General features: G+C 71.1%; 11 protein-coding genes. 5 read left to right on the top strand and 6 right to left on the bottom strand.

The window, feature by feature from the left end:
• Positions 1-58 precede the first annotated feature (58 nt).
• Positions 59-1,375, bottom strand: coding sequence for a D-alanyl-D-alanine carboxypeptidase family protein (locus tag BUE43_RS25745; protein ID WP_073487944.1), 1,317 nt, complete (start codon positions 1,373-1,375; stop codon positions 59-61).
• 61 nt (positions 1,376-1,436) lie between these two features.
• Here BUE43_RS25745 and BUE43_RS25740 point away from each other — a divergent pair, with 61 nt between their 5' ends.
• The gene (locus BUE43_RS25740) at positions 1,437-1,679 is read left to right on the top strand and encodes an SCO4848 family membrane protein (RefSeq protein WP_073487941.1); all 243 of its coding nucleotides are present in this window, start codon (positions 1,437-1,439) and stop codon (positions 1,677-1,679) included.
• A 35-nt stretch (positions 1,680-1,714) separates the two neighbouring features.
• On the top strand, positions 1,715-2,062 hold the full coding sequence (locus BUE43_RS25735; RefSeq protein ID WP_073487939.1) for a hypothetical protein: 348 nt from the start codon (positions 1,715-1,717) through the stop codon (positions 2,060-2,062).
• 326 nt (positions 2,063-2,388) lie between these two features.
• Here BUE43_RS25735 and BUE43_RS25730 read toward each other — a convergent pair whose 3' ends face one another.
• The 5 genes from BUE43_RS25730 to BUE43_RS25710 form a co-directional block, all read right to left on the bottom strand.
• On the bottom strand, positions 2,389-3,177 hold the full coding sequence (locus tag BUE43_RS25730; RefSeq protein WP_073487936.1) for a succinate dehydrogenase iron-sulfur subunit: 789 nt from the start codon (positions 3,175-3,177) through the stop codon (positions 2,389-2,391).
• Positions 3,177-4,964: a succinate dehydrogenase flavoprotein subunit gene (gene sdhA / locus BUE43_RS25725; protein ID WP_073487933.1), complete on the bottom strand. Its 1,788-nt coding sequence runs from the start codon at positions 4,962-4,964 to the stop codon at positions 3,177-3,179. Before sdhA ends, BUE43_RS25730 begins: the two co-directional genes overlap by 1 nt.
• 27 nt (positions 4,965-4,991) lie before the next feature.
• A complete protein-coding gene (locus BUE43_RS25720) occupies positions 4,992-5,417 on the bottom strand; it encodes a succinate dehydrogenase hydrophobic membrane anchor subunit (RefSeq protein WP_073487930.1) in 426 nt (141 codons plus the stop codon).
• A gap of 3 nt (positions 5,418-5,420) precedes the next feature.
• Complete coding sequence (gene sdhC / locus BUE43_RS25715; RefSeq protein ID WP_073487927.1) at positions 5,421-5,867, bottom strand: succinate dehydrogenase, cytochrome b556 subunit; 447 nt, start codon at positions 5,865-5,867, stop codon at positions 5,421-5,423.
• Positions 5,868-6,317: 450 nt separating this feature from the next.
• The gene (locus BUE43_RS25710; RefSeq protein WP_143174376.1) at positions 6,318-7,061 is read right to left on the bottom strand and encodes a hypothetical protein; all 744 of its coding nucleotides are present in this window, start codon (positions 7,059-7,061) and stop codon (positions 6,318-6,320) included.
• 324 nt (positions 7,062-7,385) lie between these two features.
• On the opposite strand from BUE43_RS25710, the gene BUE43_RS25705 reads away from it, so the two are divergent.
• The 3 genes from BUE43_RS25705 to BUE43_RS25695 all read left to right on the top strand — a co-directional run bounded on the left by BUE43_RS25705 (position 7,386) and on the right by BUE43_RS25695 (position 11,499).
• Positions 7,386-8,525: a BMP family lipoprotein gene (locus tag BUE43_RS25705; protein WP_073487921.1), complete on the top strand. Its 1,140-nt coding sequence runs from the start codon at positions 7,386-7,388 to the stop codon at positions 8,523-8,525.
• 263 nt (positions 8,526-8,788) lie between these two features.
• Entirely contained in the window at positions 8,789-10,378 is a 1,590-nt protein-coding gene (locus tag BUE43_RS25700) for an ABC transporter ATP-binding protein (RefSeq protein WP_073487918.1), read from the top strand.
• Positions 10,378-11,499 (top strand): ABC transporter permease, encoded by a 1,122-nt coding sequence (locus BUE43_RS25695; protein WP_073488132.1) that lies wholly within the window; start codon positions 10,378-10,380, stop codon positions 11,497-11,499. Before BUE43_RS25700 ends, BUE43_RS25695 begins: the two co-directional genes overlap by 1 nt.
• Positions 11,500-11,502: the final 3 nt, after the last annotated feature.

Raw genomic sequence — 11,502 nt, 5'->3', positions numbered from 1 at the left:
AACGGGACGGGGCCGGAAGGCGTCGCCTTCCGGCCCCGAAACGAGGTGCTGTCGCGCGTCAGCCGCTCATCGCGCGCCGGCGGGCGATCGCGCGCTTGCGGCGGAAGGTCATGAACCCGGCGGCCAGGACGGCGACCCCGGCGAGCGCGGTCAACGGCAGACCGACCGTGCCGAACGGGGTGCTGTCCCCGTTGTTGGCCGGCGGCGCGGCCAGGTTGTCCTGCTCCTTGTTCGCGGCCGGCTGCGGCGCCGGCCCGGTGGTGGTCACCCCGGAGTTGTTGCTGGCCGGCTTCGGCGGGCCGTCGACCAGCTCACCGATCTTCGTCGCGTTCCTGGGCAGCGAGACGAAGGCGTAGTCCAGCAGCTTGGCGCCCTGGAGCCACGGGGCGGCGGGCTGGTTGCTCGTGCGCAGCACCGTGACCACCAGCCGGCGGTTGTTCTTCTCGGCCGCGCCGATGTAGGTGTGCAGGGCGTCGTCGGTGAAGCCGGTCTTGCCGCCCAACGCCTGCCGGTACTCGTGGATGAGCTTGTTGTCGTTGGTGATCCGCCTGGCCGGCGACAGGTTCGGCATGTCGAGGACCTTCTGGCGGTCCATCTCGCGGAAGTCGGTGTTGGCCATCGCCGCGCGGAAGATCAACGCCAGGTCGTAGGCCGAGGTCATCTGACCGGGGCCGTCGAGGCCGGACGTGGTCGAGGCCTGGGTGTCCAGCGCCCCGAGCTCCCTGGCCAGCTTGTTCATCTTCGCGACGGCCTGCTCCTGGCCGCCGAGCTGCCGGCCGATCGCGTGGGCGGCGTCGTTGCCCGACATGATGAGCAACGCGGTCAGCAGGTGCCGCACCGAGTACTGCTTGCCGGGAACGAGACCGACCTTGGTCGGTTCGACCGCGGCGTCCTCCTCGGTGGCGGTCACCTTGTCGTCGAGCTTCAGCTCACGCAGCGCCGTCAGCGCGGTGAGCACCTTGATGGTGGAGGCGGGGCGCTGCCGCGCGTGCGGGTTGTGGGCGGCGAGGACCTCGCCGGTGTCGATGTCGGCCACCAGCCACGAGGCCGCGGGCGCGAGCTCGGGCGGCGGCGTCGGGGCGCCGGCGGGCAGCACGTCACCGCACTCGCCCATCCGGGGACCCCCGACCGGCTGGTCCGGCACCGAGGGTGGCTGCGGCGAGGGCTTGCCCGGCTTGGGCTGCTCCGAGTTGTCCACGGGTGGTGGCGGAGACGTCCGGTTGTCACACGTCTTCTGCGGTTCCTGCTGTCGTGGCGCGGCCTCCCGCGGGTGCGGCGCGGCCAGGGCAGACGTCGGAACCAGCACGGTGCTGAGCAGAGCGCCGGCGGCGGCGAGGAGCGCCACGGCCGAGCGGCGAACCTTGGTGGGAGGCATCGATCCCAGGCTAACCACCCCTGCTCGGCCGGTGGTACCCGCCACCACTGATACTGGAGCGGTGACCCTCTCCCGCCGCGCATCGCTGTTCCTGCTCGCCTTCGCGGTGTGGACCTGGGTGATCTGGCCGAACTTCCTGCGCAACATCTGGAACGACCCCCGTTCCTGGGCCGACGGGGGTGGCCCCACCTCGTTCTTCACCGTGCACCTGTTGCTCGTGCTGGCCTCGCTGGCCTTCGGCACCGTGATCGGTGTCATGGGCTGGCGCGGGTGGCGGGCGGCTCGTGCCCGGTCCCGCGACTGACCGCCTCACCCACCACGCCGAGGAAGGACGACCCCGTGGAGTTCGTGCGCAACCTGCTGGTGTTCCTGCACCTGCTGGGGATGGCGGCGCTTGTCGCCGCGTTCCTGTTGCAGCGTAGGACGGCGCCCGGCGGTCCGCTCAACAAGGCGTGGCTGCACGGCTCCCTGCTGCAGTTGCTGACCGGCATCGCCCTGGTCGGCGTGGCCGAGGCCGCGCACCGGGAGGTCAACCACGTCAAGATCGGTGTGAAGCTGGTCGTGCTGGTGGTGATCGCCGGCTTCGCCGCCGGCATGTCCAGCAAGAAGACGATCCCCGCCTGGCTGACGCCCACGCTGGCCGCGCTCGTCGTGCTGAACACGGGCGTCGCCGTCTTCTGGCGGTAGGCCCCGCCCCGCCTCTCGGCGTCTCCCCGGGCGACGTTCCCGCGGGCGCGCTTCCACAGGCGACACCGGCTCCCGGTGTCGCCTGTGGACACTGCGGGCGTCCTACGGGCGTTACGCCGGGCCGAACCCTCCAAGCCTGCCCGGGAGCTCCGCCGGCCCACTCGGGCTTCCCCGAGGCCGCCGCGTCTTCCCCGTCTTCTCGGACTGGTGGCCTGTCCGTCCTCCGTGCGGTTCGCCGACCACGCGCCGACAGCGAAGAACCCCGGAAAGCGGGGTGGCCCCTCACCGAGTCCGGTGAGGGGCCACACCACATGGCGGGTCGGTGGTCACACCCTGCGGAACAGCAGGGCGCGCTTGACCTCCTGGATCGCCTTGGTGACCTGGATGCCACGCGGGCAGGCGTCCGTGCAGTTGAACGTCGTGCGGCAGCGCCACACGCCGTCCACGTCGTTGAGGATGTCCAGCCGCTCCTCGGCGCCCTCGTCCCGGCTGTCGAAGATGAACCGGTGGGCGTTGACGATGGCGGCCGGGCCGAAGTACGAGCCCTCGGACCAGTACACCGGGCACGACGTGGTGCAGCAGGCGCAGAGGATGCACTTCGTGGTGTCGTCGAAGCGCGCCCGGTCGGCCTGCGACTGGACGCGCTCCCGCGTCGGCTCGTTGCCCGTCGTCATCAGGTAGGGCTTGACCGCGCGGAACGCCTCGAAGAAGGGCTCCATGTCGACCAGCAGGTCCTTGTGCACCGGCAGGCCCTTGATCGCCTCCACGGTGATCGTGGTGGCCTTGCCCCCGCCGCTCATCAGGTCCTTGACCAGCACCTTGCACGCCAGTCGGTTGACGCCGTTGATGCGCATGGCGTCGGAGCCGCAGATGCCGTGGGCGCAGGACCGGCGGAACGTCAGCGTGCCGTCCAGGTACCACTTCACGTAGTGCAGCAGGTTCAGCACCCGGTCGGTGGGCAGCGCGGGGACCTCGAAGGAGTCCCAGCGCGGCTCGCTGTCCAGCTCCGGGTTGAACCGACGGATCCTGACAGTGACGGTGGTCGACCCCTCCGGCGCCGGCGGCACCGGGCCGCGGCTGCCCGCCGGGGGTGCTGTCTCAACGGTCGCGGTCATCAGTACTTGCGCTCCATCGGCTGGTAGCGGGTGATGGTGACGGGCTTGTAGTCCAGCCGGATGTCGGCGGTGAGGACCTGCTGCGGCGACTTGTCGTGCGCCCTGCCCGGCTCGATGCCCTGCTTGTAGGCCATGGTGTGACGCAGGAAGTTGACGTCGTCGCGCGCCTGGTAGTCCTCGCGGGCGTGGCCGCCGCGCGACTCCTTCCGGTTGAGCGCGCCCTGGACCAGGATCTCGGCCAGGTCGAGCAGGAAGCCCAGCTCGACGGCCTCCAGCAGGTCGGTGTTGAACCGCTTGCCCTTGTCCTGGATGGACACTCGCGCGTAGCGCTCCTTGAGCGCCTGCACGTCCGTCAGCGCCTGCTTGAGCGTGTCCTCGGTGCGGTACACGGAGGCGTTGAGGTCCATCGTGGTCTGCAGCTCGGAGCGGATGTCGGCGATCCGCTCGCCACCGCTGGACTCCCGCACGCCCTCGACGATCGAGACCACGAAGTCGGCCGGGTTCTCCGGCAGCTCCACGTGCTCGTGCGAGCTGGCGTACTCGGCGGCCGCGATGCCCGCCCGCCGGCCGAACACGTTGATGTCCAGCAGCGAGTTGGTGCCCAGCCGGTTCGCGCCGTGCACCGAGACGCACGCGCACTCGCCGGCCGCGTACAGGCCGGGGACGACGTTGTCGTTGTCCCGCAACGCCTCGCCGCGGATGTTGGTGGGGATGCCGCCCATCGCGTAGTGCGCGGTCGGGTAGACCGGCACCGGCTCGGTCACCGGGTCGATGCCCAGGTAGGTCCGGGAGAACTCGGTGATGTCCGGCAGCTTGGCGTCGAGCACCTCGGCGCCGAGGTGGGTCAGGTCCAGCAGCACGTAGTCCTTGTTCGGACCGCAGCCGCGCCCCTCGCGCACCTCGGTGGCCATCGCGCGGGCGACCATGTCGCGCGGCGCGAGGTCCTTGATGGTCGGCGCGTAGCGCTCCATGAAGCGCTCGCCGGAGGCGTTGCGCAGGATGCCGCCCTCGCCGCGGGCGCCCTCGGTGAGGAGGATGCCCAGACCGGCCAGGCCGGTCGGGTGGAACTGGTAGAACTCCATGTCCTCCAGCGGCAGGCCCTTGCGGAACACGATGCCCATGCCGTCGCCGGTCAGCGTGTGCGCGTTGGACGTGGTCTTGAAGACCTTGCCGAAGCCGCCGGTGGCGAACACGACGGCCTTGGCCTGGAAGACGTGGATCTCACCGGTGGCCAGCTCGTAGGCGACCGCGCCGGTGCACACCGGGCCGTTCTCGGTCTCGGTGAGGCAGATGTCCAGGACGTAGAACTCGTTGAAGAACTCGATCCCGTGCTTGACGCAGTTCTGGTACAGCGTCTGCAGGATCATGTGACCCGTGCGGTCGGCCGCGTAGCAGGCCCTGCGCACCGCGGCCTCGCCGTGGTTGCGGGTGTGGCCGCCGAACCGCCGCTGGTCGATCTTGCCCTCGGGCGTCCGGTTGAACGGCAGGCCCATCTTCTCCAGGTCGAGGACGGCGTCGATGGCCTCCTTCGCCATGATCTCGGCGGCGTCCTGGTCGACCAGGTAGTCACCGCCCTTGACCGTGTCGAAGGTGTGCCACTCCCAGTTGTCCTCCTCGACGTTGGCGAGGGCGGCGCACATGCCGCCCTGCGCCGCGCCGGTGTGCGACCGGGTGGGGTAGAGCTTCGTCAGCACCGCGGTGCGGCAGCGCTGGCCGGACTCGATGGCCGCGCGCATGCCGGCGCCGCCGGCACCGACGATGACCACGTCGTACTTGTGGAACTGCATCGCTGGTTCTCCCTGCCGGCCGACGCGTCAGGACCCGACGTCCGGGCTGAAGGTGAAGATCACGAACGAGCCGAGCGCGATGATCAGCACGGTCGCCGTGTACAGCAGCATCTTCAGCCAGAAGCGGGTGGCGTCCTTGCGGGCGTAGTCGTTGATGACGGTGCGCAGGCCGTTCGCGCCGTGCAGCTGGGCCAGCCACAGCATCGACAGGTCCCAGAACTGCCAGAAGGGCGAGGACCACCGGCCGGCGACGAAGGCGAAGTTGATGCGGTGCACGCCGCCGTCGAGGATGTTCATGATGAACAGGTGGCCGAGCACCAGCACGAGCAGCGCGAGGCCGGACAGCCGCATGAACAGCCAGGCGTAGAGCTCGAAGTTGCCCCGCCGCGCGGGACGCCGCTGCGGGGACCGCGGGGCCGCGAGCTCCAGCGGGGAGTCGACTGTCGTGGACATCGGTCAGTGACCCCCGATCATCTCGGTCACCGTGCGCTGCAGCATGAAGTAGGTGCCCGGGATCATGACCAGCAGCCAGATCACCGCGATCACCCAGAACATGGCCCGCTGCACCTTCGGGCCCTTCGCCCAGAAGTCGACCAGCAGCACCCGGACGCCGTTCAGCGCGTGGTAGAGGACCGCGCCGACCAGGGCCACCTCCATGAGGTTGACCAGCGGGTTCTTGTACAGGGCGATGGTCTCGTCGTACGCGTTCGGCGACACCCGCACGAGGGCGGTGTCGAGCACGTGGACGAACAGGAAGAAGAACGTGAGCACCCCGGTGACCCGGTGCGCGACCCACGACCACATGCCGAGGTCGCCGCGATAGAGCGTCCCGCCGGAGCGGGAGCTGCCCGCCCGCGCGGGGACGTCCGCGGTGCCCGCCTCGGCGGCGGTGGTGCTGGCCATGGTGGACGGCCTCCAACGTCGCTGGTGGACTGCGGCCCCGCCGTTCGGGAATAAACGGGGCCTTGACCTTCCGGATGCTAGTCCTGGCTGGTCCGGGCGGCCCAATGGCGTCGACCACTGTGTGATCCACGAGACAGGGAGTTGACCAGCGCCCGGCCGGCCACCACCCGAAACGGTGGGGGCCGGGGCCTGAGCGCGCCGCGGTCGGCGCCACCGGGAGGCGGTGGCCGGCTCGGCGACGTCGGGTTGGGGTGGGCGGGCCGGTGGGCCGCCGTCGTGGGTGTCGGTGTCCTCCGTTCTGGAAGTCCGGTCCGTCCCGGGCGTTCCCCGTCCCCGACGTCTTCATGCCTGGGACGTCCGCTGCTCGGGATGCCGCCGGATCACGGGAAACGCCGGCCCGGCGCGGGAAGCGGTGTCAGGGAGCGAGCGGCCGGACGCCGTGGCGTGCGGTCAGCCGCCGTCCGCCGGGTTCGCTCCGCGCTCCCCGTCCTCTTCTCCTTCTTCTTCATCCTCGTCGTCGATGCCCTCGGAGAGCAGGGTGATGGCGCCGTTGAGCTCGCTCAGCCGTTCGGACTGCCGGACGAGCGCGTCGAGCATCGCGCCGATCGGCCCGGCGAGCTCCGCGCCCAGCGACGCCGCCCGGTCGCTGGCCGCGGCGCGCAGCTCGTCGGGGGAGGGCACGCCGGAGAGCGCGGCGGCCAGCCCCTCGCCGACGAGGTCGCCGACCAGCTCCGCCACCCGGCCGTGGACCAGGTCCCTGGTGCCGAGGGTCAGCAGACCGGAGGTCCTGACCACGGTGGCGGTGCCGTCGATGGTGGTCGCCAGCGTCTCGAACCGCTCCCGCTCCTCCGGGTCGGTCAGCAGGGTGGCGTTGTCCCGCACCTGGTCGGCGTAGGCCGTCAGCTCGGCCACCCCGCTCCCGGCCGCCACGCGGTCGGGAACCAGCATGTCGAGCTGGGGGCGCAGGGCCGCGAGGGACTCGGCCAGCCAGCCGAGGCCGGCGTGGTCGAGCGGGGCCAGCGGGTCGGGGACGGCCTCGGCGAAGGCGTCGAGGTCGTCGGCCGGGTCGACCGGGAGGCCGAGCGCGGCGACCTCCGCCTCGGCCTCGGCGACGACCGCGCGCACCACGCTCCGGTAGCTCCCGACCTCGCCGTGCCAGTTGACGTCGTGCCAGTCGAGGCTGGGTGGTTCCACCACGTCCGGTAGACGCGTGAGCCGCTGCGCGGTGCAGTCCCGTCAGGTGTGGAAATTTTTCACGACAAGCACCCGCATGTGGTGGGACATCCCGCCCGACCTGCGGAATCCGCCCGTCCACTTCGGAGTGTCATCGGACGGGCTCGCTGCGCTGTCGCGGCCCAACGATTCGGTCACGCGCCAGGGCTTCTGCGCGGGCCACCTGGGGCGGGCGGGTACGGTCCCAACCCTCGGACCCACCAACGGGGGTGGGAGTCACTGCTCGGTACCGCGGATCACCCGCGTCCGAGGTCAGGAGCGGGAGGAGAACGAGCCGTGCGTCGAATGCGTGGCGTTGCCCTCACGGCCATCGCGTTGACCGGCGCGCTGTCGCTGGTCGGGTGCGCCAAGGACACCGGAGGCGGGAAGAGCCCGAGTGGCGGGACCGCGGCCGGGCAGGGCTGCAAGCTGAGCCCCAAGCCGGACGTGCCGGCCACGGCGGCGACCTCGTCCACCACACCGGAGAAGGTCGACGGCAGCGCGCTGAAGGTCGGTCTGGCGTTCGACATCGGCGGCCGGGGTGACGCGTCCTTCAACGACGCGGCGGTCAGCGGGTTGGACCGGGCCCGGGCCGAGTTCGGCATCAAGCCGGAGAACGTCAAGGAGGTCACCGCCTCGCCGAACGAGGACGAGGCGGCGAAGCAGACCCGGCTGCGCCAGCTGGCCCAGGACGGCTTCAACCCCGTCATCGGCGTCGGCTTCGCCTACGCCGAGGCGCTCAAGGCCGTGGCGCCGCAGTTCCCCAACACGCGGTTCGCGATCGTGGACGCCACCGTCGAGGGCGCGCCGAACGTGACCCCGCTGGTGTTCGCGGAGGAGCAGGCGTCGTTCCTGGTCGGCGTGGCCGCGGCGTACAAGAGCAAGACCTGCCGCGTTGGCTTCGTCGGCGGCGTGGAGACCCCGCTGATCCAGAAGTTCGAGGCCGGCTTCGTGCAGGGCGCCAAGGCCGCCGCGCCGGACATCAAGATCGAGAAGAAGTACCTGACCAGGGCCGGCGACTTCACCGGCTTCCAGGACCCGGAGAAGGGCAACCAGGCGGCGCGCGGCCAGATCGACGCTGGCGCCGACGTGCTCTACCACGCTGCCGGCGCCTCCGGGAAGGGCGTGTTCTCCGCGGCCAAGAGCGGCAACGCCCTCGCCATCGGCGTGGACTCCGACCAGGCCAAGCAGCCGAACCTGGCCGACGTGAAGGACGTCATCATCACGTCGATGCTCAAGCGGGTCGACGTCGCGGTGTTCGACCTCGTGCGCGCGGTGGCCAGGAACGAGGTGGCCACCCTGCCGAAGACGTTCGACCTCAAGGTCGACGCCGTCGGCTACTCCACCACCGGTGGCAAGGTCGACGACATCAAGGACGTCCTGGACGCCTACAAGGCCCAGATCGTCACCGAGAAGATCAAGGTCTCGGACAAGCCGGGCAAGTGAGCGCATGAGCGACCGGGGCCCGAGGACGGACTGAGGCATCGGTGAGTCAGGACGCTGTCCGGCTCGCCGATGCCGCTCGGGTGCGGGTGTCCCGCAGGACACCGGTGCGGGTGTCCCGCAGGACACCGGTGCGGGTGCCTCGCAGGACACTCGGTATGGGTGTCCCGCGGGGCACCCGGGAGTGGGTGTCCCGCAGAATCCTGTTGCGGGTGTCCCGCGGAACACCTCCGTCCTCGGGCCCCGGCGCTTGAGGAGCAACCGAGATGACGACTACCCACCCCGGCGGCGACAGCGCGGTCGTCCTCGCCGGGATCACCAAACGGTTCCCCGGCGTGGTCGCCAACCGGGACGTGCACCTGACCGTCCGGCGCGGCGAGGTGCACGCCCTGTGCGGTGAGAACGGCGCCGGCAAGTCGACCCTGATGAAGATCCTCTACGGCATGCAGCAGCCGGACGAGGGGACCATCGAGGTCCACGGCGAGCAGGTGCGCTTTCGGTCGCCGGCCGACGCCATCGCGGCCGGGATCGGCATGGTCCACCAGCACTTCATGCTCGCCGACAACCTGACCGTGCTGGAGAACGTGGTGCTCGGGGCCGAGCACCTGCACGGCATCGGCGGGAGGGCCCGCCGGCGGATCGCCGAGCTGGGCCGGCAGACCGGCTTCGGCATCGACCCGGACGCCGTCGTCGAGCAGCTCGGCGTGGCCGACCGGCAGCGGGTGGAGATCCTCAAGGTGCTCTACCGGGGCGCCCGGATCGTCATCCTGGACGAGCCGACCGCGGTGCTGGTGCCGCAGGAGGTCGAGGAGCTGTTCGTCAGCGTCCGGTCGATGCGGGAGCAGGGCTACACGTTCCTGTTCATCTCGCACAAGCTGGACGAGGTGCGCTCCATCGCCGACTCGATCACGGTGATCCGGCGCGGCACGACCGTCGGCACCGCGGATCCGAGGACCGTGAGCAACCGCCAGCTCGCCGAGATGATGGTCGGCTCGGAGCTGCCCAGCCCGGAGACCCGCGAGTCCACGGTCACCGACCGGCCCGTGCTGGAGCTGCGCTCGCTGAGCCTGCGCAGCGCCGACGGCCTGCGCGACCTGCTGCACGACGTCGACCTGGTGGTGCGCGCGGGCGAGATCGTCGGCATCGCCGGCGTCGAGGGCAACGGCCAGACCGAGCTGGTCGAGGCGGTCATGGGCATGCGCCGGATCACCTCCGGCCAGGTGCTGCTGTCCGGCAGGGACCTGACCAGGGCCGGCACGCTGGCCCGGCGCGAGGCGGGCATCGGCTACGTCCCCGAGGACCGCCACCGGCACGGCCTGTTGCTGACGCAGCCGTTGTGGGCCAACCGCGTCCTCGGCTACCAGACGCGCCGCCCGGTGGCCAGGCGCGGCGGCTGGCTGGACATCGACGGCGCGCGGCGCGACACCGAGCGGATCGTCCGCGAGTTCGACGTGCGCACGCCGGGCATCGAGGTGGCGGCCGCCGCGCTGTCCGGCGGCAACCAGCAGAAGCTGATCATCGGCAGGGAGCTGTCCGGCGACCCGGCGGTGCTGGTCGCCTCGCACCCCACGCGCGGCGTCGACGTCGGCGCCCAGGCGCTGATCTGGGAGCAGATCAAGGACGCCCGCGCCGCCGGTCTCGCGGTCCTGCTGGTCTCCGCCGACCTGGACGAGCTGATCGGCCTGTCCGACACCATCAAGGTGATGCTGCGGGGCCGGCTGGTGGCCGACGCCGACCCGAGGACGGTGACCCCCGAGGAGCTGGGCGCCGCCATGACCGGCGCCGGCGCCCACGAGCGGGGCGACACCGGGAACGACGAGCGGGGCCACGGGGCCGCCGAAGGGGGTGAGCGGTGATGGGGACGCTGCGCGGCAGGCTGCTGCCGCCGGTGCTGGCGATCGCCTTCTCCGCGCTGCTGTGCACCGTCACGCTGATGGTGTCGGGGGCCAACCCGGCGAGCGGGATCGCCGCCATGGTCACCCAGGTCGGCGAGGGCAGCGTCGCGGTCGACATCGTCAACTCCGCCGCCGTGTACTACCTGGCCGCGTTGGCCGTGGCGATCGGGTTCCAGATGAACCTGTTCAACATCGGCGTTGAGGGCCAGTTCCGGGTGGCCGCGGTGACCGCGGCCATCGTCGGCGCCGCGATCGACCTGCCCGCCGGGCTGCACGCCGTGGTGGTCATCCTGACGGCGGCGGTGACCGGCGCGCTCTACGCGGCGATCCCCGCCCTGCTGAAGATCACCCGCAACGTGCACGAGGTGATCTCGTCGATCATGCTGAACGCGATCGCCGCCGGCGTCATCGCGCTGCTGATCCGCGAGGACATGTTCGGCGAGCTGCGGGGCAGCAACATCGGCACGCACACCATCCCGGAGAGCGGCTGGGTCGGCGGCATCGGGTTCGGGGACAGGGGAACCCTGTTCGGCCTGGTGTTCCTGGTCCTGGTGATCGGCGTGGGCTACTGGGTGATGATGAACCGCACCCGGTTCGGCTTCGAGCTGCGCGCCTCCGGCGAGTCGCCGACCGCGGCGGCCGCCGGCGGCGTCAACGCCCGGCGGATGATCCTGGTCGCGATGCTGATGTCCGGCGCGGTGGCCGGCCTGGTCGCCATGCCCGAGCTGCTCGGCAGGGACCACACCTACCTGATCACCTCGCCCGCCGGGTACGGCTTCACCGGCATCGCGATCGCGCTGCTGGGCCGCAACCACCCGGGCGGCATCGCGCTCGGCGCGCTGCTGTGGGCCTTCCTGGACAAGTCCTCGCTGGCGCTGGACAACGTCGGCGTGCCGAAGGAGATCGTGACGATCATGCAGGGCTCGATCGTGCTCTCCGTGGTCATCGCCTACGAGGTGGTCCGCCGCGTCGAGCTGCGGGCCGAGCGCCGCCGGGTCGGCCGGCAGCTCGGCGCCAACGGCGGCGGCACCGGCAACGGCGGGGCCACCCCGGCCGCCGCCACCGCGGGAGGTGCGTCGTGACCG

This window comes from Streptoalloteichus hindustanus (assembly GCF_900129375.1).
In the GTDB taxonomy this organism is placed as follows: domain Bacteria; phylum Actinomycetota; class Actinomycetes; order Mycobacteriales; family Pseudonocardiaceae; genus Streptoalloteichus; species Streptoalloteichus hindustanus.
The sequence above is the reverse complement of the archived record's forward strand: the minus strand, read 5'-3'. Positions and strand labels throughout refer to the sequence as shown.

Bases quoted from the DNA above. Each gene is read 5' to 3' on its own strand.
- BUE43_RS25720 (WP_073487930.1), bottom strand. From the start codon at position 5,417: ATGTCCACGACAGTCGACTCCCCGCTGGAGCTCGCGGCCCCGCGGTCC.
- BUE43_RS25705 (WP_073487921.1), top strand. From the start codon at position 7,386: ATGCGTGGCGTTGCCCTCACGGCCATCGCGTTGACCGGCGCGCTGTCG.
- BUE43_RS25730 (WP_073487936.1), bottom strand. From the start codon at position 3,177: ATGACCGCGACCGTTGAGACAGCACCCCCGGCGGGCAGCCGCGGCCCG.
- sdhC (WP_073487927.1), bottom strand. From the start codon at position 5,867: ATGGCCAGCACCACCGCCGCCGAGGCGGGCACCGCGGACGTCCCCGCG.
- sdhA (WP_073487933.1), bottom strand. From the start codon at position 4,964: ATGCAGTTCCACAAGTACGACGTGGTCATCGTCGGTGCCGGCGGCGCC.
- BUE43_RS25700 (WP_073487918.1), top strand. From the start codon at position 8,789: ATGACGACTACCCACCCCGGCGGCGACAGCGCGGTCGTCCTCGCCGGG.
- BUE43_RS25695 (WP_073488132.1), top strand. From the start codon at position 10,378: ATGGGGACGCTGCGCGGCAGGCTGCTGCCGCCGGTGCTGGCGATCGCC.
- BUE43_RS25745 (WP_073487944.1), bottom strand. From the start codon at position 1,375: ATGCCTCCCACCAAGGTTCGCCGCTCGGCCGTGGCGCTCCTCGCCGCC.